The organism is Streptomyces sp. NPDC005374, from assembly GCF_042872225.1.
GTDB lineage: Bacteria > Actinomycetota > Actinomycetes > Streptomycetales > Streptomycetaceae > Streptomyces.
On the sequence record NZ_JBIAKA010000001.1, the window covers coordinates 43,712 to 68,853 of the forward strand.

21 protein-coding genes and 1 tRNA gene are annotated in these 25,142 nt (G+C 69.0%); 2 read left to right on the top strand and 20 right to left on the bottom strand.

What is annotated here, in order from left to right; genetic code table 11:
• Positions 1 to 4: 4 nt before the first annotated feature.
• The 18 genes from atpB to ACFYRX_RS00320 all read right to left on the bottom strand — a co-directional run bounded on the left by atpB (position 5) and on the right by ACFYRX_RS00320 (position 21,080).
• On the bottom strand, positions 5 to 841 hold the full coding sequence (gene atpB, locus ACFYRX_RS00235; RefSeq protein WP_389095164.1) for a F0F1 ATP synthase subunit A: 837 nt from the start codon (positions 839 to 841) through the stop codon (positions 5 to 7).
• A gap of 210 nt (positions 842 to 1,051) precedes the next feature.
• Positions 1,052 to 1,465, bottom strand: a complete 414-nt coding sequence (locus ACFYRX_RS00240; RefSeq protein WP_389095166.1) for a hypothetical protein — start codon at positions 1,463 to 1,465, stop codon at positions 1,052 to 1,054.
• A gap of 310 nt (positions 1,466 to 1,775) precedes the next feature.
• The gene (locus ACFYRX_RS00245; RefSeq protein WP_389095168.1) at positions 1,776 to 3,080 is read right to left on the bottom strand and encodes an MraY family glycosyltransferase; all 1,305 of its coding nucleotides are present in this window, start codon (positions 3,078 to 3,080) and stop codon (positions 1,776 to 1,778) included.
• 129 nt (positions 3,081 to 3,209) lie between these two features.
• Positions 3,210 to 4,451 (bottom strand): serine hydroxymethyltransferase, encoded by a 1,242-nt coding sequence (glyA, locus tag ACFYRX_RS00250; RefSeq protein WP_389095170.1) that lies wholly within the window; start codon positions 4,449 to 4,451, stop codon positions 3,210 to 3,212.
• Between the two features lie 144 nt (positions 4,452 to 4,595).
• Positions 4,596 to 5,270, bottom strand: coding sequence for a protein-tyrosine-phosphatase (locus tag ACFYRX_RS00255; protein ID WP_389095172.1), 675 nt, complete (start codon positions 5,268 to 5,270; stop codon positions 4,596 to 4,598).
• On the bottom strand, positions 5,267 to 5,914 hold the full coding sequence (locus tag ACFYRX_RS00260) for an L-threonylcarbamoyladenylate synthase (RefSeq protein ID WP_389095174.1): 648 nt from the start codon (positions 5,912 to 5,914) through the stop codon (positions 5,267 to 5,269). Before ACFYRX_RS00260 ends, ACFYRX_RS00255 begins: the two co-directional genes overlap by 4 nt.
• A 52-nt stretch (positions 5,915 to 5,966) precedes the next feature.
• On the bottom strand, positions 5,967 to 6,812 hold the full coding sequence (gene prmC, locus ACFYRX_RS00265; RefSeq protein ID WP_069765549.1) for a peptide chain release factor N(5)-glutamine methyltransferase: 846 nt from the start codon (positions 6,810 to 6,812) through the stop codon (positions 5,967 to 5,969).
• 66 nt (positions 6,813 to 6,878) lie between these two features.
• Positions 6,879 to 7,955 (bottom strand): peptide chain release factor 1, encoded by a 1,077-nt coding sequence (gene prfA, locus ACFYRX_RS00270; protein ID WP_389095175.1) that lies wholly within the window; start codon positions 7,953 to 7,955, stop codon positions 6,879 to 6,881.
• A gap of 105 nt (positions 7,956 to 8,060) precedes the next feature.
• The gene (rpmE, locus tag ACFYRX_RS00275) at positions 8,061 to 8,279 is read right to left on the bottom strand and encodes a 50S ribosomal protein L31 (RefSeq protein WP_389095177.1); all 219 of its coding nucleotides are present in this window, start codon (positions 8,277 to 8,279) and stop codon (positions 8,061 to 8,063) included.
• A 150-nt stretch (positions 8,280 to 8,429) separates the two neighbouring features.
• The gene (locus ACFYRX_RS00280) at positions 8,430 to 9,536 is read right to left on the bottom strand and encodes an LCP family protein (protein WP_389095179.1); all 1,107 of its coding nucleotides are present in this window, start codon (positions 9,534 to 9,536) and stop codon (positions 8,430 to 8,432) included.
• A 207-nt stretch (positions 9,537 to 9,743) separates the two neighbouring features.
• Complete coding sequence (locus ACFYRX_RS00285; RefSeq protein WP_389096852.1) at positions 9,744 to 11,558, bottom strand: trypsin-like serine protease; 1,815 nt, start codon at positions 11,556 to 11,558, stop codon at positions 9,744 to 9,746.
• A 143-nt stretch (positions 11,559 to 11,701) separates the two neighbouring features.
• Positions 11,702 to 13,789: a transcription termination factor Rho gene (gene rho, locus ACFYRX_RS00290; RefSeq protein ID WP_389095180.1), complete on the bottom strand. Its 2,088-nt coding sequence runs from the start codon at positions 13,787 to 13,789 to the stop codon at positions 11,702 to 11,704.
• 425 nt (positions 13,790 to 14,214) lie between these two features.
• The gene (gene thrB / locus ACFYRX_RS00295; RefSeq protein WP_389095182.1) at positions 14,215 to 15,150 is read right to left on the bottom strand and encodes a homoserine kinase; all 936 of its coding nucleotides are present in this window, start codon (positions 15,148 to 15,150) and stop codon (positions 14,215 to 14,217) included.
• A gap of 238 nt (positions 15,151 to 15,388) precedes the next feature.
• Complete coding sequence (gene thrC / locus ACFYRX_RS00300; RefSeq protein ID WP_389095184.1) at positions 15,389 to 16,447, bottom strand: threonine synthase; 1,059 nt, start codon at positions 16,445 to 16,447, stop codon at positions 15,389 to 15,391.
• A 6-nt stretch (positions 16,448 to 16,453) separates the two neighbouring features.
• Positions 16,454 to 17,746, bottom strand: a complete 1,293-nt coding sequence (locus ACFYRX_RS00305) for a homoserine dehydrogenase (RefSeq protein WP_389095185.1) — start codon at positions 17,744 to 17,746, stop codon at positions 16,454 to 16,456.
• Between the two features lie 141 nt (positions 17,747 to 17,887).
• The gene (lysA, locus tag ACFYRX_RS00310) at positions 17,888 to 19,279 is read right to left on the bottom strand and encodes a diaminopimelate decarboxylase (protein ID WP_389095187.1); all 1,392 of its coding nucleotides are present in this window, start codon (positions 19,277 to 19,279) and stop codon (positions 17,888 to 17,890) included.
• Positions 19,280 to 19,304: 25 nt separating this feature from the next.
• The gene (gene nrtL / locus ACFYRX_RS00315) at positions 19,305 to 20,396 is read right to left on the bottom strand and encodes an ArgS-related anticodon-binding protein NrtL (protein ID WP_389095189.1); all 1,092 of its coding nucleotides are present in this window, start codon (positions 20,394 to 20,396) and stop codon (positions 19,305 to 19,307) included.
• A 165-nt stretch (positions 20,397 to 20,561) separates the two neighbouring features.
• On the bottom strand, positions 20,562 to 21,080 hold the full coding sequence (locus ACFYRX_RS00320; protein WP_389095191.1) for a response regulator: 519 nt from the start codon (positions 21,078 to 21,080) through the stop codon (positions 20,562 to 20,564).
• Positions 21,081 to 21,209: 129 nt separating this feature from the next.
• Between ACFYRX_RS00320 and ACFYRX_RS00325 the strand changes: the two genes are divergently transcribed.
• Positions 21,210 to 21,281, top strand: a tRNA-Arg gene (locus tag ACFYRX_RS00325).
• 679 nt (positions 21,282 to 21,960) lie between these two features.
• Positions 21,961 to 22,599: a hypothetical protein gene (locus ACFYRX_RS00330; RefSeq protein WP_389095193.1), complete on the top strand. Its 639-nt coding sequence runs from the start codon at positions 21,961 to 21,963 to the stop codon at positions 22,597 to 22,599.
• Positions 22,600 to 22,618: 19 nt separating this feature from the next.
• Here ACFYRX_RS00330 and ACFYRX_RS00335 read toward each other — a convergent pair whose 3' ends face one another.
• Both ACFYRX_RS00335 and ACFYRX_RS00340 read right to left on the bottom strand, forming a co-directional pair.
• A complete protein-coding gene (locus tag ACFYRX_RS00335) occupies positions 22,619 to 23,308 on the bottom strand; it encodes a M24 family metallopeptidase (RefSeq protein WP_389095195.1) in 690 nt (229 codons plus the stop codon).
• A 460-nt stretch (positions 23,309 to 23,768) separates the two neighbouring features.
• Positions 23,769 to 24,557, bottom strand: coding sequence for a VOC family protein (locus tag ACFYRX_RS00340; protein ID WP_389095196.1), 789 nt, complete (start codon positions 24,555 to 24,557; stop codon positions 23,769 to 23,771).
• Positions 24,558 to 25,142: the final 585 nt, after the last annotated feature.

The window sequence follows — 25,142 nt, forward strand, 5'->3', positions numbered from 1 at the left end:
TGGCTCAGTGGTGCTCGGCGAGCGCGCCCTGGATGAAGCTGCAGGTCAGCAGGACGAAGACATACGCCTGGACCGCCTGGATGAAGAGCTCGAAGGCCGTCATCACGAGGACCATCACGAACGAGACGCCGGAGTAGGCGATACCGATGCCGTTCAGCATGTACCAGCTGGCGATCGTGAAGAGCAGCAGGAGCGTGTGACCGGCGAACATGTTCGCGAAGAGTCGGACGGCGTGAGTGAAGGGCCGCACGATCAGGTTCGAGAACAGCTCGATGGTCATCGACAGCGGGAGGACCGCGCCGAGGGACTTGTCGTAGCCGGTGAAGTTCTTCCAGGCGCCGACGAAGCCCTGGCGCTTGAAGGTCAGCGAGACCCACACGATGTAGACGATGCCGGCGAGGACCGCGGGATAGGAAATGATCGCGGTGACCGGGAACTGGGCGATCGGGACGATCGACCAGAGGTTCATCATCCAGACGAAGAAGAAGAGCGAGACGACGAGCGGTACGTACTTCTCGCCTTCCTTCTTGCCGATGGTCTCGTAGACGACGCCGCGCCGGACGAAGTCGTAACCGGCCTCGGCGATCATCTGGAGCTTGCCGGGAACGACCTTCGGACGGGCGAAGGCGGCCCAGAAGAAGGCGACGATGATGACCGAGCCGAGGAGGGCCAGCAGCATCGTCTTGTTGAAGTACGAGTTGCCGTCCGCGTCGCCGAGGAGCGGCTCGAACAGGAACGAGTGCAGGCCAGGAGCCGGGAAGCCACAACCGTCGAACAGGTGGCAGTCGGTCTCGAAGGCGAGCACCTGCGTCGGGTCAGCACTCACCGCGGGCTCCTTCATCGTGGCGCATAGGTACGGCAACCTCGTTGTGTCGGCGCGGCGTGCAGCCGCGGTTCGGCACGGGACTGGTGTTTCGGATGTGGGGGCGGCTGTGGGGCATCAAGCCTCGCGATTGAGCAGGCGTCAGCTCAGATGCCCGCGCCCGCGATGCCGCAGTTGGCACCGGACGATAGCAGGAGATCTCACGCCCCTTTATCCCGGCCCTACCCCTCACGACGAGTGCCCCGATTTTTCGGGCTCGACGTAAAGGATCTTGGCCTTCATGTGCGCACGGGTCTGCGCGGCGATCCACGCGAGTGTGCCGGCGACCAGCGTGATCGCGAAGGCCCTGGGGTGGAAGAGCGTGGTGTTCTTGAAGACGGCCAAGAAGATGAACAGCAGCAGGATCTGCGCCGCGTACAGCATCAGGCCCATCATCTGGAACAGGTGCGGAAGCGATTTGGCAGTGCGCTGCAGAACGTACAGCCCGATGCCCATGAAGAGGATGACGATGACCGTCGCGACGGCCGCCCCGACCGCACCCTTGCCCCCGACGACCACGCCACTGACGACGGCGGCGATCGCGCCGACGGCAGCCGTGGGCACGGCGGCCTGAGCCAGGATCCGGACGTCGTTGGAGGGCATGGCGGCAACTCCGCTTTCGAAAGGGGGGAGGGGTGTCGTCATGGACGAGCGTAGTCCCGGGCTGAGGGTGACTCTCACGCCAATGGACCGTCGCACTACGGTCCTTCGGCTCTGTCCCGGGTTCTCGTGAACCGTATCACAAACTATTTGATGCGGTCTTTACCTAGAAGGTGTGCTCGCTGTCACACATGAGAGTGACGGTGCGCGTCTGTGCAGGATCACGGTCGACTTGTCTGATATAGGAGCGGTTTGTCGCCCCGTCAAACTCCCACGCGTTGGCAATGCTTTAGTCAGATTCTTACCTTGGGCGTCAGCGCGACGTCTCCGCCTTACGCCTCTCCGGGACGTGCGAACGGGCGCTCAGCGCGGTCGCGCCGTTGACACCCGCCACCCCCACGGCGACCGGGGTGCGCTGTTCCACCTCGACGGGCTCCGCGACCACGGCCCGCCGGCGGCGGTAGCGCGGCGGCACCAGGTGCTGGGCCCACACCGGGACGCGCGGGGTGAAGCGCGGCAGCAGGAGCAGCACGAGACCGAGGGCGCTGAGGATCACGACGCCGAGGACGATCCACATGGACGCGGAGTTCACCGAGTAGGTGAGCGAGCCGAACGCGATCAGCGCCGCCCAGAAGTACATGATCCACACCGCGCGGCTGTGCGAGTGCCCGACCTCCAGCAGCCGGTGGTGCAGATGCCCGCGGTCGGCGGCGAACGGCGACTGGCCGCGCCAGGTGCGGCGCACGATGGCCGAGATCAGGTCGGCGGCCGGCACCGCGATGATCGTCAGCGGCAGCAGCAGCGGGATGTAGACGGGGACCGTCTGGTGCACGGCCGCCTTCTCGGACCCCGCGAACAGCTTCAGCGCGTCCGGGTCGATCTGGCCGGTGATGGAGATCGCGCCCGCGGCCAGCACGAGGCCGATGAGCATCGAGCCGGAGTCGCCCATGAAGATCCGCGCGGGGTGCATGTTGTGCGGCAGGAAGCCCAGGCACATGCCCATCAGGATCGCCGAGAACAGCGTGGCCGGGGCGGCCGCCTCGATGCCGTACGAGTACCAGATCCGGTAGGCGTACAGGAAGAACGCGGCCGCCGCGATGCAGACCATGCCGGCCGCGAGGCCGTCGAGGCCGTCGACGAAGTTCACCGCGTTGATGGTGATGACGACGAGCGCGACCGTCAGCAGGGTGCCCTGCCACTGGGTCAGCGCGACCGAGCCGACGCTGGGGATGGGCAGCCACAGGATCGTCAGACCCTGCATGACCATCACGCCCGCGGCGATCATCTGTCCGCCCAGCTTGATCAGGGCGTCGATCTCGAACTTGTCGTCCAGGACGCCGATCAGCCAGATGAGGGCGGCGCCGGAGAGCAGCGCGCGCGGTTCGTTCGACTTCTCGAAGACCTCACTGAGGTTGGTCAGGTGGTCGGCGACCAGCAGGCCCGCGCACAGTCCGAAGAACATGGCGATCCCGCCGAGCCGCGGAGTCGGTTCCCGGTGCACGTCACGGGCCCTGATCTCCGGCATCGCTCCGGCCACGATCGCGAACTTGCGTACCGGCCCTGTCAGCAGATACGTCACCGCGGCCGTGATGCAGAGCGTCAGCAGGTATTCACGCACGGGCTTCCCCACAGGTCTCGCTGGCCATCTCAGCACCACACCCTAGCGACGGTCGCATACGGTTGTGGACTTCCGGGTAGAGCAGATGGTTGCACGTGTGGCTGTGCACCCTGGTGCAACTACCCTCGCTCAGGCCGGATACGGGGGAAATCCGCCTACTAGATCCCGCACTTCTTCACGTGCCTTCGCGCTCTCGACCTCCCCGCGCACCACCCCCGCGAGCAGGGCGGCGATCCTCGCCATCTCCTGTTCGGCCATGCCCTGCGTGGTGACGGCGGCCGTGCCCAGGCGCAGCCCGCGGGAGTTCGCGTGAGGCAGCGCACAGCAGTCGAGCACCATCCCGGCGGCCGCGAGGCGACCGCGCGCGGTGCGTCCGTCGACACCGAGGGGCGCCGGATCCACCGTCACGAGGTGGGTGTCGGTGCCCCCGGTGGTGACGACGAGCCCCTCGCCGGCCAGACCGGCTGCGAGGACCCGCGCGTTGACGACCACCTGATGGGCGTACGCGGCGAACGCGGGTGTCGCTGCCTCGCCGAACGCGACCGCCTTGGCCGCGATGGTGTGCATCTGGGCGCCGCCCTGGGTGAACGGGAAGACCGCCCGGTCGACCCGCTCGGCCAGCTCGCTCCCGCACAGGATCATGCCGCCGCGAGGGCCGCGCAGCACCTTGTGTGTGGTGGCGCAGACGATGTCGGCGTACGGCACCGGACTGGGCGCCGCTCCCCCTGCGACCAGTCCGATGGGGTGGGCGGCGTCGGCGATGAGATACGCGCCCACCTCGTCGGCCACCTCCCGGAAGAAGGCGTGGTCGATGTGCCGGGGGTAGGCGGTCGAACCGCACACGATCGCCTTGGGCCGGTGGCTCAGGGCGAGCGAGCGCACCTGGTCGTGGTCGATGAGTCCGGTCTCGGCGTCGAGGCCGTAGGGGACGAAGTCGAACCAGCGGCCGGAGAAGTTGGCGGGCGAGCCGTGGGTGAGGTGGCCGCCGTAGGGCAGGCCGAGAGCGAGGACGGTGTCGCCGGGGCGCAGGAGGGCGGCGTACGCGGCGAGGACCGCCGAGGAGCCGGAGTGGGCCTGCACGTTCGCGTGCTCGGCACCGAACAGGGCCTTGGCCCGGTCCACCGCGAGCCGTTCGGCGACGTCGACGAGCTCGCAGCCGCCGTGGTGACGGGCGCCCGGGTAGCCCTCGGCGTACTTGTTGGCCAGCGGCGAGCCGAGCGCGGCCAGCACGGCCGGAGAGCAGAAGTTCTCGGCCGCGATCAACTGCAACGACGACGACTGCCGGTCGAGTTCCCCGAGCAGGATCTCGGCCAGCTCGGGGTCCTGCCGCGCGAGGACGTCGGCGGTCTCTGGGGCATGGGTGACCGACATGGTGGACTCCGGGCGTCGACGGTGACGTACGTCCAATGTAGGCCGGTGGCAGGAGGGACGCCCGGTCGTTGCTGCGCGCGGGTGCGACGGGCCGGCAGGTTCCCCCGCCGCCACCGGGTCCGGCGCCTCGTTCGGCCCCGCCCGTCACGCGCGCGCGGGAACCCCCGTCAGCGCCGTCACCACCGGGTCCAGCGCCTCGTTTATCTCGTCCCCGATCGAGCGGAAGAAGGGCAGGGGGGCGCCGTACGGGTCGAAGACCTCGTCGGCCTCGGCGGTCGGGGCCAGGAGCCACCCGCGTAGAGCCGCCGCGGCGCGGACCAGGGCCCGGGCGCGGATCACCAGGCCGTCGTCCTCCAGGGGCGGCAGGGTCGCGGGGTCTATCGCCTTCACCAGGCGGGTGAACTCCTTCAGGGTGAAGGTGCGCAGGCCCGCCGAGTGCCCCATCGAGATCACCTGCTGACGGTGGTCACGGGTGGCCGTCAGGACCAGGTCCGCCATGATCACGTGTTCGTCCAGCAGTTCCCGCCCCGTGAACCCGGTGGGGTCCGCGCCGAACTCGGCCAGCACGGTCTCCGCGTTGGTCTCCATGGGCGCGCCCTCGTGGCCCCAGGTCCCCGCGCTCTCCACGACGACGCCGCCCCACAGCGGGTCGCCGAGCCGGTCCGCCAGGGCATGCCGGGTCAGCCGCTCGGTGATCGGCGAGCGGCACACGTTGCCGGTGCTGACGTGGAGGATGCGGAAGCTGTCGAGCGGGAGCCCTGTGAAGGTCCGCGTCTCTTCCCCGTCCCATATGCCACGCCCCGCGTCAGGGGCCGTCAATTCGCCACCTCGAGGTCGGGTACGACCTTCCTGAGCTCCTCGGCGGAGATCGCGCCCGCGCGCAGCAGCAGGGGCACCTCGCGGGTGACGTCGACGATCGAGGACGGCACGATGCCGGGGGTGGGGCCGCCGTCGAGGTACACGGAGACCGAGTCGCCGAGCATCTCCTGCGCGGCGTCGCAGTCCTCCGGCGACGGGTGGCCGCTCAGGTTCGCCGAGGACACGGCCATGGGGCCGACCTCGGTCAGCAGTTCGATGGCGACGGGGTGCAGCGGCATGCGTACGGCGACCGTGCCCCGGGTGTCGCCCAGGTCCCACTGCAGGGACGGCTGGTGCTTGGCGACGAGGGTGAGCGCGCCCGGCCAGAACGCGTCGACCAGCTCCCAGGCCAGCTCGGAGAAGTCGGTGACCAGACCGTGGAGGGTGTTCGGGGAGCCGATGAGCACGGGGGTGGGCATGTTGCGGCCCCGGCCCTTGGCCTCCAGGAGGTCGTTCACAGCCTCCGAGGAGAACGCGTCGGCGCCGATGCCGTACACCGTGTCGGTCGGGAGGACCACGAGCTCGCCCCGGCGGACGGCGGACGCGGCTTCGCGCAGACCGGTCGTGCGGTCGGTCGCGTCGTTGGTGTCGTATCGCCGAGCCATGTCTAGCGGGCCTCCTCGTACACGGACTTACGGGAAAGAGTCTTCGGGGTGGTCACGGCATCGCCCTGCGGGCCGTCGCGAACCGGGGGCGCTTGTTGAGGTCGGGGTGGTCGGCCGCGTCGGCCCAGCCCCGCTCCTCGGTGAAGATCCACGGGACCTGGCCGCCCTGGGTGTCGGCGTGCTCGATGACGACGACGCCGCCGGGGCGCAGGAGACGGTGTGCGGTCCGTTCCAGACCGCGGATGAGGTCGAGGCCGTCCTCGCCGGAGAACAGGGCGAGTTCGGGATCGTAGTCCCGCGCCTCTGGAGCGACGTACTCCCACTCGGTGAGCGGGATGTAGGGCGGGTTGGAGATCACCAGGTCGACATGGCCGTCGAGGTCGGGGAAGGCGTCCAGGGCGTTGCCCTGCCGCAGGTCGACCCTGGAGCCCTCGACGTTCTTACGGGTCCAGCGCAGGGCTTCCTCGGACAGCTCCACGGCGTGCACGCGGGAGCGCGGGACCTCCTGGGCGAGGGCGAGCGCGATGGCGCCGGAGCCGGTGCACAGGTCGACGATGCACGGCTCGACGACGTCCATCGCGCGGACGGCGTCTATGGCCCAGCCGACCACGGACTCGGTCTCGGGGCGCGGCACGAACACACCGGGGCCCACCTGGAGTTCGAGGTACCGGAAGTAGGCGAGGCCGGTGATGTGCTGGAGCGGCTCGCGCTGCTCACGGCGCGCGATGGTCTCCCAGTAGCGGGCGTCGAAGTCCGCGTCCTTCACGGAGTGCAGCTCGCCCCGCTTCACGCCGTGCACGAACGCGGCGAGCTCCTCCGCGTCGTTGCGCGGCGAGGGCACGCCGGCGTCGGCCAGCCGCTGGGTGGCCTGGGCCACCTCTGCGAGCAGCAGGTTCACGCAAGTCCTCCGTGTCGTACTCGGTCGTGCGTAGGTACCTCTTCAGCGCTACCTCTTCAGCGTCCTTTACGCGGCCGCCAGCTTCGCCGCCGAGTCCGCGTCGACGCAGGCCTGGATCACCGCGTCGAGGTCGCCGTCCAGGACCTGGTCCAGGTTGTACGACTTGAAGCCGACACGGTGGTCCGAGAGCCGGTTCTCCGGGAAGTTGTACGTGCGGATCTTCTCGGAGCGGTCGACGGTGCGGACCTGGCTGCGACGGGCGTCGGCGGCATTGCGCTCCGCCTCCTCCACGGCTGCCGCGAGGAGCCTGGAGCGCAGGATACGCATCGCCTGCTCCTTGTTCTGCAGCTGGCTCTTCTCGTTCTGGCAGGAGGCGACGACTCCGGTGGGAATGTGCGTGATGCGCACCGCGGAGTCGGTCGTGTTGACGGACTGCCCGCCGGGCCCCGAGGAGCGGTACACGTCGATGCGGAGGTCGTTCGGGTTGATCTCGACGTCGACCTCCTCGGCCTCGGGCGTGACGAGGACACCGGCCGCGGAGGTGTGGATACGGCCCTGCGACTCGGTCGCCGGCACGCGCTGCACGCGGTGCACGCCGCCCTCGTACTTCAGCCGGGCCCAGACGCCCTGGCCGGGCTCGGTGGCGCCGTTGCCGCCCTTGGTCTTCACCGCGACCTGGACGTCCTTGTAGCCGCCCAGTTCGGACTCGGTGGCGTCGATGATCTCGGTCTTCCAGCCGACGCGCTCGGCGTACCGGAGGTACATCCGCAGGAGGTCGCCGGCGAACAGGGCCGACTCGTCGCCGCCCGCGCCCGCCTTGACCTCGAGGATGACGTCCTTGTCGTCGTTGGGGTCGCGCGGCACGAGAAGAAGCCGCAGCTTCTCCGTCAGCTCCTCGCGCGTCCTCTCCAGCTCCTTGACCTCGGCCACGAAGTCCGGGTCGTCGGCGGCGAACTCCTTCGCCGTCTCGATGTCGTCGCCGGTCTGCTTCCAGGAGCGGTACGTGCCGACGATCGGGGTGAGCTCGGCGTAACGCTTGTTCAGCTTGCGGGCGTTGGCCTGGTCGGAGTGGACCGACGGGTCTGCGAGCTTGGTCTCCAGGTCGGCGTGCTCACCGACGAGTTCCTCGACGGCCTCGAACATCTCTGGGCTCCTGTACTGCGAACGAAGGGGGAATACGGGCGACCAAAAACGCCGGTCCCGGCCGCACTCCGAGGAGTACGGCCGTGGACCGGCGCTGGTGGCTCGCTACTTCTTGGCAGCAGCCTTGCCGAAGCGGGCCTCGAAGCGGGCCACACGGCCACCGGTGTCGAGGATCTTCTGCTTGCCCGTGTAGAACGGGTGGCACTCGGAGCAGACCTCGGCACGGATGGTGCCGCTGTCGATCGTGCTACGGGTGGTGAACGACGCGCCACAGGTGCAGCTGACCTGCGTCTCGACGTACTCGGGGTGGATGTCGCGCTTCAAGGTGTCTCCTAGTTTCGGGAGGGTGCCGGGTCGCCACCGCGGATTGCGGGGGCGTGAACCGGGACCGACGTACCAGTCTGCCAGGACTGGCCGCATCCCCCAAAACGAGGGGACGCCAGGATCTATTCCCAGGCCGTGACCAGCGGTCCGCTACGAGGTGACGACGCCCTTGGCCTGGCCCGTCGCGTTGCCTTCGGTGGCGGATTTCGGGATCGTCCGGTCGTTCTCCAGGGCCGTCCAGATCTGCTTGGCCTTGGTCTCCTCGACGATCACCCGGTTCGGGTTCGCCGGGTCGTACCGGACCGGCATCGTGACCATGGTCATGTTCGCGGGGGTGATGCCCTTGAGGCCGCTCGCGAAGGAGACCAGGGAGTTGACCGAGCCGAGGTCGGAGTCGGTGGTGACGGCCTTGGTGGCGGTGTCGGCGAGGTCGTACAGCTTCTTGGGGCTGGTCAGCACGCCGACGCTCTTGACCTGCTTGACCAGCGCCTTGATGAAGGCCTGCTGGAGCTGGATACGGCCGAGGTCGGAGCCGTCGCCGACGCCGTGCCGGGTGCGGACGAGACCGAGGGCCTGCTCGCCGTCGAGCTTGTGGGTGCCGGCCTTCAGGTTCAGGTGGCTGTCGCTGTCCTTGATGGCCTCGGTCGTGGTGACCGTGACCCCGCCCAGCTCGTCGACCAGCTTCTCGAAGCCGCTGAAGTCGACCTCCAGGTAGTGGTCCATGCGGATGCCGGTCATGGACTCGACGGTCTTCACCGCGCAGGCCGCGCCGCCGGTCGTGTACGCCGAGTTGAACATGACGTCCGTCGCGGCGTCGTGCTCCTTGCCGTCGGTGTCGGTGCACTGCGGGCGGTCGATCAGGGTGTCGCGCGGGACGGAGACCACGGTGGCCTTCTTGTGGCCCTCGTACACGTGGATGATCATCGCGGTGTCGGAGCGGGCGCTGCCGTCGTCGGTGCCGCCGCCGAGCGTCTTGTTGGAGCCGGAGCGGGAGTCCGAACCCAGGACGAGGATGTTCTCGGAGCCGTTGTCGACCTTCGTGGGCCGGGCGCTGCCGAGGGCCTGGTCGATGTCGATGCTCTTGATGTTGCCGTTGAGCTTGAAGTACAGGTAGCCGGCCCCGGTACCGCCCAGCACGACGATCCCCGCGGCGACCCAGGCCGTGACCAGCAGACCCTTGCGGCCCTTGCTGCGCGGCTTTCGGCGGCGTCCCTTGCCACCCGGTATGCCGGGTGTCGGCGTGCTCTCGGCTGACATGTGCTCCTCGAATCCCGTTCGGTCGGTTACCCCCTGCTTTCAGGGTCAGACGTGGTCTCGGAAGACCCGTACCGCACCATGGTCGCTCCGCCTGGTCAGACGGCGAAACTCGGGAAAGGGTTGCACAACGTGTTGTGACCACCGCGTGAAGCAGTGGTCACAACACGTCACGGGAGATATCAGGAGGATCCCCGTTCACCAGCGGTTTCAGCCAAAGATGTCGTACTGCTGGAAACCGGTGCCCATGGTGGTCCTTGTGGCAAAGATCTCGCTTGTCCCCTTGCCGGTGCCCTTGTACAGGTAGAGCGTGCCGCCCGGGGTGCGGGCGACCAGGTCGGCCCTGCCGTCGCCGGTGATGTCACCGACGGCGTCGAAGGCGTTGTAGCCGCTCCAGTTCTTGCGCACCTTGACCCGGGCCGAGAACACGCCCGTGCCGGACTTGCCGGTGCCCTTGTACAGGTAGAGGTCGCCGGTGCTCTTGTTGCGGGCCAGCACGTCCGCCTTGCCGTCGCCGGTGAAGTCACCGTGCCCGAGCAGGAGGTTGTACTGGCTCCAGCCGCCGCCGACCCGTACCCGGGCCGCGAAGCTGCCGTCGCCCTTGCCGGGGTAGATCCACAGGACGCCCGCCGAGTCGACGGAGAGCAGGTCGGCCTTGTAGTCGCCGGTGACGTCGCCGGGGGTGAGGATCCGGGTGCGGGTCTTCCAGTTCGTGAAGACCTTCTTCGGGTCGGCCCAGGCGCCGGTGGTCCCGTCGGCCGACGGGACGAACCGCAGCCAGTAGACGTCACCGGTGGCCGAGACGCGGTACACGAGGTCCTGGTAGCCGTCCCGGTTGAGGTCGGTCTGCCGGAGCAGGTTCACCCCGTTCCAGTCGCCCCAGGACTTCCGGGCGGCCAGGGTGGTGCCCTTGGAGTCCAGCTCGTAGCCGACCTTGGTGGAGGACTTGCGCACCCACAGGTCGGCCTTGTGGTCGAAGTTCAGGTTGGTGTCCTCGACGCGCGGATAGACGGCGCCGACGTACTTGCTGACCTTCGTGAAGACGCTGTAGGCGCCCTTGGCGACGCAGTCCGTCACGTTCCAGGAGACGACGCCGACGATCCGGCCGTTGACGACGAGCGGGCCGCCGGAGTCGCCGCTGCAGATCGCGGTCGTACCGGAGTCGCTGCCGCTGGCGGGCTTTCCGGCGCAGACCATGTGCCCCTTGATGAACCAGGAGCCGTAGGCCGCCGCGCAGGTCGTGTCCGACTTGATGGGCAGCGTGGCCGTCTTCAGCGTCTGGGAGACGGCGTCACTGGTGGAGCTGGTACGGCCCCAGCCGTAGACCTTGGCGGCCTTGGCACCGGCCGTGGAGGCGTCGTACGAGGCCGTGTCCGTGGAGGTCGTCATCCGGATCGGGGTGGCCTTGACGGGGATCGCCAGGGTCAGCACCGCGATGTCGTTGTCGATGGCGTCCTCGTTGTAGGACGGGTTGTACCACTGCCGCAGCACGGGCGCCGGGGTGCCGCCGTGCAGGTCCCCGTCCTCGGAGGGCAGTTGCGTGGCCCCGGTCACCACGACGCCGCCGGTCGCCCAGTCGGCGCCCTTGACGCAGTGCGCGGCGGTGAGGATCTTCGTCGGCGCGATGACGGCACCGCCGCAGAAGAAGCCGGTGTCGTCGCTGGTGTCCGTGGTGCCCTGGTCGTCGGTGTACCAGAGCTGGGCCATCCAGGGCGCCGAGGAGATGTTCGTCGTCGAGCCGCCGATGATCATCGGCGAGATGCTGCCGTCGACCGCCGGGCTGCTCGCCGCCGTCCTCGAGGGCCGGGTCACCGACCCGGAGCCGTCGTCGGCCGCCATGGCGGCGAGGACCCGCTTCTCCAGCTCGGCCCGCGAGGGCGAGGACGCCGCGGCGGCCGTGCTGGGCGCCTTCGGCTCGGGGCCGGCGGTCGCGGCGTTCGCCGACGTGGTCAGCAGAGCGGCGGCCACGGCGACGGGCAGCGCGATCCGGACACGACGTCTGAGGCGACCGGCGCCTCCGGACATGGGTATGCCCATGCAAGTCCCCCCTAGGGATCACAAGTTCAGAGATCGGAAATCCGACCGAAGAGCGTGATCGTAACCCGCCAGGAACCACCAAAAAGGGCCGCCCCCCGAAAACGGGGGACGGCCCTTCAGAAGGCTTTGCCTCAGTCGCCGTTGCCCGGCATCGGCGTCGTCTTCTGGATCTGCAGCAGGAACTCGCCGTTCGACTTCGTCTGCTTCATCTTGTCGAGCAGCAGCTCGATCGCCTGCTGGGAGTCGAGCGCGTGCAGCACCCGGCGCAGCTTCCAGGTGATGGCGAGCTCGTCGCTGCCGAGCAGGATCTCTTCCTTACGGGTACCGGACGCGTCGACGTCCACCGCCGGGAAGATGCGCTTGTCGGCGAGCTTGCGGTCGAGCTTGAGCTCGGCGTTGCCGGTGCCCTTGAACTCCTCGAAGATGACCTCGTCCATGCGGGACCCGGTGTCCACCAGGGCGGTGGCGAGGATGGTCAGCGAGCCGCCGTCCTCGATGTTGCGGGCCGCACCGAAGAAGCGCTTCGGCGGGTACAGGGCGGTCGAGTCGACACCACCGGACAGGATGCGGCCGGAGGCGGGCGCGGCGAGGTTGTACGCACGGCCCAGACGGGTGATCGAGTCGAGCAGCACGACCACGTCGTGGCCCAGCTCCACCAGCCGCTTGGCGCGCTCGATGGCGAGCTCGGCGACCGTGGTGTGGTCCTCGGCCGGACGGTCGAAGGTCGAGGAGATGACCTCGCCCTTCACCGACCGCTGCATGTCGGTGACCTCTTCCGGACGCTCGTCGACCAGGACGACCATCAGGTGGCACTCGGGGTTGTTGTGCGTGATCGCGTTGGCGATCGCCTGCATGATCATGGTCTTGCCGGTCTTCGGCGGGGCCACGATCAGACCGCGCTGCCCCTTACCGATCGGCGCGACCAGGTCGATGATGCGGGTGGTGAGGATGCCCGGGTCCGTCTCCAGACGCAGGCGGTCCTGCGGGTACAGCGGGGTCAGCTTGTTGAACTCCGGCCGGCCGCGCCCCGAGTCGGGAGCCATGCCGTTCTGGGAGTCCAGGCGGACCAGCGCGTTGAACTTCTCGCGGCGCTCGCCGTCCTTGGGCTGACGGACCGCACCGGTGACGTGGTCGCCCTTGCGCAGGCCGTTCTTGCGGACCTGGGCGAGGGAGACGTACACGTCGTTGGGGCCCGGCAGGTAGCCCGACGTACGGATGAAGGCGTAGTTGTCGAGGATGTCCAGGATGCCCGCGACGGGGATCAGGACGTCGTCGTCGGCGAGCTGCGGCTCACCGGCGCCGCCGCCGATCTCGTCACGTCCACGACGGCCACGGCGGTCCCGGTAACGGCCCCGGCGGCCACGCCGGCCATCGCCGAACTCATCGTCGTCCTGCGGGCCGTTGTCGCGCTGCTGACGGTCCTGACGACCCCCGCCCTGCTGCTGGCCCTGCTGCGAACCGCGCTGCTGGCCGCCCTGGCCCGGCTGGTCGTCGCTCTTGCGGCCACGGTCCTGACGGTCACCGCGCTCCTGGCGGTCACCGCGGTCCTGACGGTCACCGCGGCCGCGGTCACGGCGGTCGCGGCGGCCACGGCCCTCGCCGTCACCGGCGTCACCCTGAGGCTGCTGTGCGGGCGCCTCGGCCTTGGGCTCGCTCTTGGCCTCGGCCACGATCGTCTCGGCGCCGCCCGTGGGGGCACCGGCCTCGGCGGTGGCGCGGCGACGACGGCGCTCGGTGGGAGCGTCCTCGCCCCCGGCGTCCCGGCCTCGCTCGGCCTGGGCGGTGCCGCCGGCCGGCTGACCGGGAATCTCGATCTGCTGCTGGGCCACGGCCTTCTCGGCCTTCTGGGCGGGCGCCTCGGCCTTGGCCTCCGCCTTCGCCTCGGCGGACTCGCCGGTACGGGCCTTGGAGGTGGCACGGCGCTTCGGCTTGGTCTCGACGGCGTCCCCGGCGGGGGCGGACGCGGCCTTCGCCGGAGCGCCACCTCCTGCCTGCGCCTCCTTGATGACCTCGATCAGCTGGCTCTTGCGCATACGCGCGGTGCCCCTGATGCCGAGGCCGGATGCGACCTGCTGGAGCTCGGCCAGCACCATGCCGTCGAGGCCGGTACCGCGGCGCCGCCGGGAGCCTGCACCGGTGGCAGGCGCGGAGGCGTCCGTGTCGGGCGCGGCAGCGGTCTCCTCGACACGTGCGCCCATCAGATCGGTGGTGTCGCTCACGAAGGGTCCTTCCCTGGAGCGGACGTCGGCCTGTCTGGCTCGGCGACCGTTTGTGCTGTCCGACGTCGGTCCCATCCTTGTGGACCGTGCCGGGGCGGTGGTCCGCCTGAACGGCGGAGGAATGTGGTGACGGCGCTTCCGAAAACCGTGGCACTGAGTGTCCGTGTCACGCGGTTTGGTCGCACCGGTTCCGGAGCGTGCCCGGCATGTCGCTCAGTGCTCGCGTACGAGGTACTGCCCATGTACGTCGTACGAAACACAGTGCGGCTTGGGAGGCTCCCGGAAGAATGTCTGTCCCGGACGGGGACGTGAAGCACCTCGCCATGGTGGGGTCGGGTGCAGACTTGAGATTAACACTACCGGATCCAACAAACATTCCCCCTCTCGAAATCCGGCGGCCGCCGGATCTCCTGTCACTTCTGATGTCACTGGCCGATGTCGCCGGCCGCCGCGAGCGGCAGCACGCTCGCGCCGTGGGCGTCGAGTTCCAGCCGGTTGGCGGCCCAACCCTCGCCCGCCAGATGGGCCACCTTGTCGGCGCTTTCCGCGTCGGCCAGCGCGAGCACGGTGGGTCCCGCTCCCGAGATGACCGCCGGGATCCCGTCGGCCCGCAGCCGCTCCACGAGCGCGGCGCTCTCCGGCATGGCGGGAGCGCGGTAGTCCTGGTGGAGACGGTCCTCGGTGGCCGGAAGCAGCAGCTCGGGGCGCCTGGTGAGGGCCTCGACGAGCAGCGCGGCACGGCCCGCGTTGGCGGCTGCGTCGACGTGCGGCACGGTGCGCGGGAGCAGGCCGCGCGCGGTCTCGGTCAGGACCGCCTTCCCGGGCACGAAAACCACCGGAACGATGGAATCGACGGGTTCGGTCCTGATCGCCCGGGCGGCGCCGGCCTCCATCCAGGAGATCGTGAATCCGCCGAGCAGACAGGCCGCCACGTTGTCGGGGTGGCCCTCGATCTCGGTGGCGAGCTCCAGGAGCGCGGTGTCGTCGAGGCGGGACTCGCCGCCTATGGTCACGGCGCGCGCGGCGACGATGCCGGCGCAGATGGCGGCCGAGGAGGAGCCGAGGCCACGGCCGTGCGGGATGCGGTTGGCGCAGACGATCTCCAGGCCGCGCGGCTGGCCGCCCAGCAGGTCGAAGGCGGTGCGCAGGGACCGTACAAGAAGGTGGTTCTCGTCGCGTGGGAGCGTTTCGTTCCCCTCCCCCGCGATGTCGATGAGCAGCCCGGAGTCGGCCACGCGGACGACTACGTCGTCGTAGAGCCCCAGGGAGAGGCCGAGGGCGTCGAAGCCCGGTCCGAGGTTGGCGCTGGTGGCGGGGACGCGCACCCGGACGGCGGCGGCACGGAAGGCGGGACCGGCCATCTCTCGATGACTCTCCTTGAGCTGCGTGATTGTCGAAGGCATTCGATAGGTACCTGGAGACCCTCAGGCCGCGGAGACTACGCGGCTCCCTGCCATGCGCGGGGGCATATGCAGGGGGCGGGTTCGCTACAGCCTATCGAAGGAAGGTTCTGTGGCGACATAGGGCGCACAGGAGGCGCACGATGCGTGTCGTAAGCCCCCTGTGCACCCCTTCAGGGGATTCCCTGCTCAGCGCTGTTCAGGCGAGGCCGAGGCGCTCGGCCGCCGTCGCCGCGTCGACCGGGACGGTGACGGGCTGCGGGGCGCCGGCGACGGCCCAGTCGGGGTCCTTCAGACCGTTACCGGTGACGGTGCAGACGATGCGCTGTCCCGGATCGACCTTGCCCTGCTCGGCGGCCTTCAGCAGACCGGCCACCGAGGCGGCGGAGGCGGGCTCCACGAAGACACCCTCCTGAGCGGCCAACAGCCGGTAGGCGCGCAGGATCTCACGGTCCGTCACCTCGTCGATGAACCCGCCGGACTCCTCCTTCGCCGCGAGGGCGTACTGCCAGGAGGCGGGGTTTCCGATGCGGATCGCGGTGGCGATGGTCGAGGGGTCCTTGACGATCTCGCCGCGCACGATCGGGGCGCTGCCGGAGGCCTGGAAGCCCCACATCCGGGGGGTCCTGGCGGCGATGCCGTCGGCGGCGTACTCCTTGTAGCCCTTCCAGTACGCCGTGATGTTGCCGGCGTTGCCGACCGGCAGGACGTGGATGTCGGGCGCGTCGCCGAGCATGTCCACGATTTCGAAGGCGGCCGTCTTCTGGCCCTCGATGCGCACCGGGTTGACCGAATTGACCAGCGCCACCGGGTAGTTGTCGCTGAGCGACCGGGCCAGGGTGAGGCAGTCGTCGAAGTTTCCGTCGACCTGGAGGATCTTCGCGCCGTGGATGAGCGCCTGGCCCATCTTGCCGAGCGCGATCTTGCCGCGCGGGACGAGCACGGCACAGACCATGCCCGCGCGTACGGCGTAGGCGGCGGCGCTCGCCGACGTGTTGCCGGTGGAGGCGCAGATGACCGCCTTCGCGCCCTCCTCCTTGGCCCGCGTGATGGCCATGGTCATACCGCGGTCCTTGAAGGACCCGGTGGGGTTGGCGCCCTCCACCTTGAGGTGGACCTCGCACCCGGTGCGCTCGGAGAGCACCTGGGCGGGCACGAGGGGCGTGCCGCCCTCGCGGAGCGACACGACCGGCGTGGTGTCGGAGACGGGCAGCCGGTCCCGGTACTCCTCGATGAGTCCGCGCCACTGGTGGGTCATTGCTCGTTACTCTCCTTCAACCCGCATGATGCTGGCGACACCCCGCACGGTGTCGAGCTTGCGCAACGCCTCGACGGTCCCGTTCAGGGCGGCGTCGGAGGCCCGGTGCGTGACGACGACGAGAGAGGCCTCGCCGTCCTTGCCCTGCTGGCGAACCGTATCGATGGACACGCCGTGCTCGGCGAACACGGTCGCGACCTGGGCGAGAACACCCGGTTTGTCCGCCACGTCGAGGCTGATGTGGTAACGCGTGACGACCTCGCCCATGCCCGAGACGGGAAGGGCGGCGTACGCGGACTCACCGGGTCCGGTCGTGCCGCTGAGCCGGTTGCGGCAGACGGCGACGAGGTCCCCGAGCACGGCGGAGGCGGTGGGGGCGCCGCCCGCGCCCGGACCGTAGAACATCAGCTGGCCGGAGGCGTCGGACTCGACGAACACCGCGTTGTACGCGCCGCGCACGGACGCCAGCGGGTGGGTCAGCGGGATCATCGCGGGGTGCACGCGCGCGGTGACGGACTGCCCGTCCTCGGCACGCTCGCAGATGGCGAGGAGCTTGATGGTGCAGCCCATGTTCTTCGCGGAGGCGAAGTCGGCGGCGGTCACCTCGGCCATGCCCTCGCGGTACACGTCGTCGAGGCGCACACGCGTGTGGAAGGCGATCCCGGCGAGGATGGCGGCCTTGGCGGCGGCGTCGAAGCCCTCCACGTCGGCGGTCGGGTCGGCTTCCGCGTACCCGAGGGCGGTGGCCTCGTCGAGGGCCTCCTGATAGCCGGCGCCCGTGGAGTCCATCTTGTCGAGGATGAAGTTCGTCGTCCCGTTGACGATGCCGAGCACCCGGTTGACCTTGTCGCCGGCGAGGGACTCGCGCAGCGGACGGATCAGCGGGATGGCACCGGCTACGGCGGCCTCGTAGTAGAGGTCCTTGCCGTGCTGTCCGGCCGCCGCGTGGAGGGCGGCCCCGTCCTGGGCGAGGAGCGCCTTATTGGCGGAGACGACGGAGGCGCCGTGCTCGAAGGCGGTGGTGATCAGGGACCGGGCGGGCTCGATACCGCCGATGACCTCGACCACGACGTCGATGTCGCCGCGCTTGACGAGGGCGGTGGCGTCGGTGGTGACGAGGGAGGGGTCGATGCCCTCACGGACCTTGGAGGGCCGCCGTACCGCGACCCCCGCGAGCTCGACGGGGGCCCCGATGCGGGCGGCGAGGTCGTCGGCGTGCGTCGTCATGATGCGCGCCACCTCTGAGCCGACCACTCCACAGCCCAGCAGCGCCACCTTCAGCGGACGCGTACGCATCATCCGACCTCGTTTCCTCATACCGTCAACGGTGGGACCAGTCTCACTCACCGGACGGGACTTTCTGCCCGTCGTCCGGATTATGAGACATCTATTTCATTTGTCCGGGGGTGGAAGACCGAAGATCTTCCACCCCCGGTGTTCTCAGCCGACGTCGAGCCGCAGCAGGTCCTCCTCCGTCTCGCGGCGGACGATGACACGCGAGGCGCCGTCGTTGACGGAGACGACCGGCGGGCGCAGGACGTGGTTGTAGTTGCTCGCCATGGACCGGCAGTAGGCGCCCGTCGCCGGTACGGCGATGAGGTCACCCGGTGCCAGGTCGGCGGGCAGGAACGCGTCCTTCACCACGATGTCCCCGCTCTCGCAGTGCTTGCCGACGACGCGGGTGAGCATCGGCTCGGCGTCGCTCGTCCTGGACACGAGGGCGACGGTGTACTCGGCGTCGTACAGCGCGGTGCGGATGTTGTCCGACATGCCGCCGTCGACGGAGACGTAGGTGCGCAGACCGTCGAGGCGCTTGATGGTCCCGACCTCGTAGAGCGTGAAGGCGGTCGGTCCGACGATGGCGCGGCCGGGCTCGACGGAGATCCTCGGGGTCCGCAGCTTGGCGGCCTCGCACTCCCTCGTCACGATCTCGGTCAGCGCCTTGGCGATCTCGTGCGGCTCACGGGGGTCGTCGTCGCTGGTGTAGGCGATGCCGAGCCCGCCACCGAGGTCGATCTCGGGGAGCTCGACGCCGTGCTCGTCACGGACGTCCTTGAGCAGCCCGACGACCCGGTGCGCGGCGACCTCGAAGCCGGACATGTCGAAGATCTGCGACCCGATGTGGGAGTGGATCCCGATGAGCTCGAGCCCGTCGAGCTTCAGCGCCCGCCGTACGGCCTCCGCGGCCTGCCCGCCCGCGAGCGGAATGCCGAACTTCTGGTCCTCGTGGGCGGTGGCGATGAACTCGTGGGTGTGGGCCTCGACGCCGACGGTGACACGGATCTGGACGCGCTGCCGCTTGCCGAGTCCCTGCGCGATGTGGGCGACGCGGACGATCTCCTGGAAGGAGTCGAGGACGATCCGGCCGACGCCGTTCTCGATCGCCCTGGTGATCTCCTCGGTGGACTTGTTGTTGCCGTGGAAGGCGATGCGCTCGGCGGGCATGCCGGCGGAGAGCGCGGTCGCGAGCTCGCCGCCGGAGCAGACGTCGAGGTTGAGCCCCTCCTCGTGCAGCCAGCGCACGATCGCCCGGGACAGGAACGCCTTGCCGGCGTAGAAGACGTCGGCGTCGGCCCCGAAGGCACTGCGCCAGGCCCGCGCCCGGGCCCGGAAGTCGGACTCGTCCACGATGTAGGAGGGAGTGCCGTGCTCTTCGGCGAGGGTCTTGACGTCGATGCCGCCGACGGTGACGACACCGTCGCTGTCACGACCGACCGTCTGGGCCCACACCTTGGGGTCGAGAGTGTTGAGGTCGGCGGGCGGCGCGGAATAGTGCCCCTCGGGAAGGACGTCGGCGTGGCGGGGCCCGGCGGGATGTGCGGAACGGCTCATGTTCTCGGGTGGCTTTCTGTGTGCGTCACAGGTGTTCGGGTGCGTCGATGCCGAGCAGGGACAGGCCACCGGCCAGCACCGCCCCGGCGGCTTCGGCGAGCGCGAGCCGGGCACGGTGGGCGGCCGAGGGTTTCTCCGCACCGCGCGGAAGCACGGTGACCAGGAACGGCAGAACGGCATCGGCGACGGTGACGAGATGCCGGGCGAGCAGGTCGGGGGCGTGGTGCGCGGCCGACCGGGCGAGGACACGGGGGTGATCGGCGAGGGCGTTGTGCAGCGCCTTCGTGTCCTGCGATGTCTGCGTGTCCGGTACGGCGGGTCCGGCGGGTTCGGCGTGGAAGCCCAGGTCGGCGGCGTTGCGGCTGAGGGCCCGGGTGCGGGCGTGGGCGTAACGGACGCGGAAGAGAGGGTTGCTCTCGCGCTGGACCAGGTGGTCGGCGGTGATGCGGGGACGGTCGTGGGCGGCCGGGTGGAGCAGGGCCCAGCGGGCGGCGTCGCGCCCCAGGGGCAGAGGGTCGCGGGCGGCCAGTACGGGCCGTACGGCGACGAGGGGGGCGGCGGACGTGGGGCCCCCGGGATGCCCGGGATGCCCGGGACTGCCGTACGCGTCGCTGTGCGCATCGAGGACGTCGGTCCACTCGGGCTCGGGCCGGTCGGCGCAGCTGGTGCGGACGAGGGCGCCCTGGGAGCGGAGGACGCGGGCGACGGCGTCCATGACGACGACCGCGCGGACCTCGTGGGGGGCGTGCAGTCGCACGAGCTGCCCGGTGGGCCGGTCGGCATGGCCGTACCCGCGGCCGCACCGCAGGATCTCCCGCACCAGGGTCGGGTCGCTCCCCCGCACGCTGATGTTGAGAAACCCGGGCCCGGTGACGACGACGTCACTGATGCCGTCGGTCCTGGCGATGTGCTGCCGGAGAATCTCGGCGACCCGCAGCGGGGGCTGCCCGGCCGGCCGGGCGAGCTGCAGGGCCACGTTGGTGGCGTAGTCACCCCACCCACCGGGGCCTGGAGGCGTGACCTTGACCTGCCCCGGCACGGTCACGTCGAGCTCCCCGTCATCGACAGCACGACGCACCGCGCGCAGCACGGTACGGGAGAGCTCGACGGGGGTCACGGGTCAAGCGTAGGGGAGGAGGGGGGTGGGTAGGCGAACGGGTTTGGGCGGAGGTCCGCGATGTGGACGGGGGTCGCGAGACGGGGACGGGTCGTTCGGAGCCGGTTGCTCTTGGAGCTGGTCGCTCTAGGAGCCGCTTGTTCTGGGAGCGGATCGTTCTGGCGATCAGCCGCCGGTGCGACCGACCCGTTCGGTCTCACCACCACCGAGGACACCTCCGACGAGAGGACTGCCCTCCTCCGCCGCGTCCCGCCCCTCTCCACCCCGCTCCAGCAACTGCCGTACAAGGCGTACGAGTTCGGCAGGCTCGAAGGGCTTGGCGAGGAAGGCGTCGACACCGACGTCGAGGCCGCTGTCGACCTCGTACTGCGTGCAGGCGCTGACGATGGCGAGGGGCAGATGAGAGGTCCGGGGGTCGGAACGCAACCGCGCGGCAGTCTGCAGCCCGTCCAACCGGGGCATGACCACGTCGAGCGTCACCACATCGGGCCGCACCTGATGAACGACATCCAGACACTCGACACCATCGGCCGCGGTCACGACCTCGAGACCCTCCAGCTCGAGATTGACCCTGATCAACTGCCGGATGACCTTGTTGTCGTCCACAACAAGCACCCGACCCGACGCGCCTGGCACAACTCGAGAGTAGGTGTGGACCGGCCACCGCGTCCGGGTTTTCCCCACTTCCACCCCGCACGGGGACGCACCCCCACTCCGACCGCCCGACGCCACCGCGAAACCCGTTCCTGATCACCCGGAGGGAGCTGGTAGTGTTCTACCCGTCGCCGCGAGCCACCAGCTCAACGCCGATACGCCCCCGTAGCTCAGGGGATAGAGCAACGGCCTCCGGAGCCGTGTGCGCAGGTTCGAATCCTGCCGGGGGCACTCCGGGAAAAGCTCCTGACCTGCAGAAATGCGGGTCGGGAGTTTTTGCGTTCACGTCAAAACGCACACGGTCTTTTAACCGTTGCTCTTTTCGAGCCACACGCCCCTCCACATACTGTGGATAACCTCTCCTGCTGACAGGTTTCCGCAGGTCAAAGACCCGCGACTGGGCGTTTGATTGTCTCCCTCCCTGGCAAATACCGACCGCACCCCGTCGTGGGCACCAAGGCGTCGACTTTCCTCGAACATCGCGCGTGACCTGCACTGATGTGACTGACGGCACACGAAAACGCACACGGTCAGGAGGGTCGTTGCTCCTTTGCCTCAATGCTTGGCCAGCACTTCACAAGAAGAAGTCGTTTGTGGCGGCGGAACAACTGCTCCAGGACCACAAGTACGCCATCGACGCCAGGCGCGGCGCCACCGCCCTCGCCACGCCCGGACCGCCACGATCCTGACCTCCGGCCCCGAGGGCCTCACGGCGCTGTGCGGTGGGCACGCCACCGTCATCAACATCTGAGGGCAGGCCGCACCGGCTTCCCGTTCCTGAAGAAGCACGAACACACGTCGCCGCCAGCCGACGACCACCCAATGCCACCGAAGTCCACGATCCCCGCGACCAGTTACGCCAGGAAGACTGCTACTCAACCAAGCACATCGGCCGGTATAACGATCTGCCATGACCATCATCGCGGCGCCGAGCGAGACATTCTGGACGGCTATGGGAGCGGTGGGAGCCGTGCTCGCGATCCCGACAGCGCTCTTCATCGGCTGGCTCGGTTACCGCGCCGTCTGGCCACGACGCCGGATCTATTGGTCGGCGCGCGTCAGTACTCTCACGCACACCGCCGCTCACGGCACTTTGACGATCACGCACGGAACCACGACCCTGAGCAATCCGCACGTAGTGGAAATTGACCTTTCCAACGTCGGCAACAAGGATCTGGAGCCGGCTCAATTCAACGGCCAGCCCATCGAGGTCACATCCACAGCCGACGTGATCGCTGTCCTCAACGAGACCTCACGGCCTACGGCGCAGCGGGTGCTGCCAGCCACCGTCGGCGCCAAAACTCTCAGCCTGAACCCTGCGACACCTCTGCACCAGGGCCAGACATTGACATACATCATGCTGGTAGACGGCTCAGACCCGCAGATCGACCTCCGGGCATCTGCGAGCAACACCCATATCAAGCGTCAGACCCGGCTGACGCCCGATGAGATCGTCCGCATGTACTACACGCGCATGTCCCAGGTCGTGGGAGCCAGCGCCGGAACAGGGATTCTTTACCTCGTCTTCCTTCTGCTCTCCAAAGCGTGACGAGGCGGGACGTGACGGATCAGAGCGTGAGCAGTTCCTCGTAGAAGCCCCCGAAACCCCGCTCCCGGTCGATGAGATGGATCTCCAGGATCCAGTGGCAGCGACGCCCGACCTTGTCAGTACGCCGCAGCGGGGTGTCGTTGTCCGCGGTGATGTACGACTCCACGTCCGCGCCGTCGATCTTCTCGTGCGGAAATTCGCCGACCAGATGCCCGGCGTGCCAGCCGCCCAGTTCCCAGCCGGACTCGGCGGCCAGCCGCTCGACCTCGGCGTGCAGCCGCTTCCCGGTGATCTCGGGATCATCTTCGAAGAAGTGCTTGCCGGCGGCGAAGATCGTCGGCAGGTCGTCGCGGAGGCGGTGCTTGACCGGGTCGTCGCCGAGGACGAAGGTCCGCCCGAAGTCGGCCTCGTACTCCTCGAAGATCGGCCCGAAGTCGGCGAACACGATGTCGTCCGCGCCGATCGCCCGGTCCGGCGGGTTCTCCTTGTAGGGCTTCAGGGTGTTCGGGCCGGAGCGCACGATCCGCTTGTGCCAGTGCCGGGTCGTGCCGAACAGCTCGTTCGCCAGGTCCCGGATCCGGTCGCTGACCGCCCGCTCCCCCTCACCCGGCGCGACCAGCCCGCGCACCTCGATCTCGGAGAAGAGCCGTTCGGCCTTCGCCTGAGCGTCCAGCAGTCGTGCCGCGCGGGTGGGCTCGTCGTCTCTCATACCGGGAACGTACATCTCGTCAGTGGCCCCGGTGTCGGGGACGTCGGCGAGTTCGGAGGTCACCCGGTAAGGGCGATTCTGCGCACCGGGTGCGGCCGTCTTCGCAGGTCACATCGTATGCGACCTATGAGTTGCATCGATGGACCGGTCAGGTCTCCAAAGTGGCCGTTCGTGACACCCGCGCCGGAGGACTGCGCAACGGTGCGTCTGTGCCGTGCCGCCGGTCTCGTTCTGCGGAAAGCGGGGCTGAAAGTCCTCACCGTCGCCCAGTCGAGGGACGGACCTTGCTCCAGGTTCCCCACTCGCAGGTTCAGGGATGGCCCGGCCTCAAGGGTGCTCCTTCGGCGATGGCTGACCGGTCGCCGCCGTGCCGTGCCCAGCCTGGATGTGCCGTCCGTCAAAGATTGACCCCGCCCACCCTGCTTGAGTTCGGGAGGGCGAGGTCTTGGCGTCTGGAGCCCTACATCGGAACGGCCTTGATCACTGCGAAGACGGCGCCCTGTGGGTCCGTCACGACCGACATCCGGCCCGCGACCATGTCGAACGGCGGGAGCAGAACGTTACCGCCCGCCCTGACCAGCGCGTCCACTGTGCTGTCGGTGTCGTCCACCGAGAAGTAGGTGAGCCAGTGCGGAGGCGTCCCAGGGGGCGCCATCTCGCCCATGGTGGTCATGCCACCGACCGAGCGGTCGCCGATGTTCATCGAGTGGTAGTCGTCCATGCCCTCCATCGGGACGGACGACAGGCCGAGCGCCTGCTGGTAGAAGGCCCCGGCGGCGGCCAGGTCCGGGGTGTGCAGCTCGTTCCAGGTGAAGGCGCCGGGCTCGTTGACCACGGCGGCGCCCCAGAAGTCGACGGGCTGCCAGACGCCGAAGACGGCGCCGGTCGGGTCGGCCGCCACCAGCATCCGGCCGACGGTGCCCACGTCCATCACCGGGAACATCACAGTGCCTCCGGCCGCGCCGATCGCGTCCTGGGTGGCGTCCGCGTCGGTGCTGGCCAGGTAGGTGGTCCACACCGTGGGCGGCGTGGGAACACCCTCGTCCATCGGCTGGGCCTTCATGATCCCGGCCACCGGCTTGCCGTTCAGGGTGCACACCGTGTACCCGCCGAACTCGGCCGGTCCGACCTCGCCCTGCCAGCCGAACAGGTCGCGGTAGAAGTCGAGGGCCGCCTGCTGGTCGGGAACCGTCAGGTCGGTCCAACAGGGCGTGCCGGGTGGGTAGTGCGAGGCTGTGACTTCGGGCATTGCGGTCCTTTCGATCAGGGTCTTCCCCAACCTCTCGTCTTCGGCCGGCACCGGCCGTCCGACACGCCACAACGAAGGGGGAAGCCTGACCGCCTGCCAGGTCGTCACCCGTTCCGACCGGGGAATCGGGAGCGAGCCCGGGGTTGTTCGGAGGTCCTCATCAGCGTCGCGGGCGGGCTCGAAGCGGACGGTGAGCGAAGGGGGGATGGCTGCGCGGAGGCGGGTTCAGACGTCTCGTCGGCTGTGGGCGACGCGCCCGCTGTTCCATGCCCGCCGGCGGGCGCCGCGCCGGAGGTCGGTGCTGCGTACGGAACACGCCGGCCGGATGACCTTCTCTTCGTCTGTTCCGGGGCTCTCTGCCTGCGAACTCAGTGATCAGCCTGGCATGGGTGCGGTCTCGGGGGTCGCGTCGCGGTTTCCCGATGATCACAGTTATCTTTTCCGCGGTCCTGCAAGAGGGTCGTTTCCGATTCCACCTGAACGCCTGCTTCTCCGTTGCCGCTCCGCTCGTCATCACCGTGGGCGCGTAGCTGGTGCTCGAAGGGCGGAGAACTGGTGTTGGATCTGTCCGGCCTGGCGGCAGAG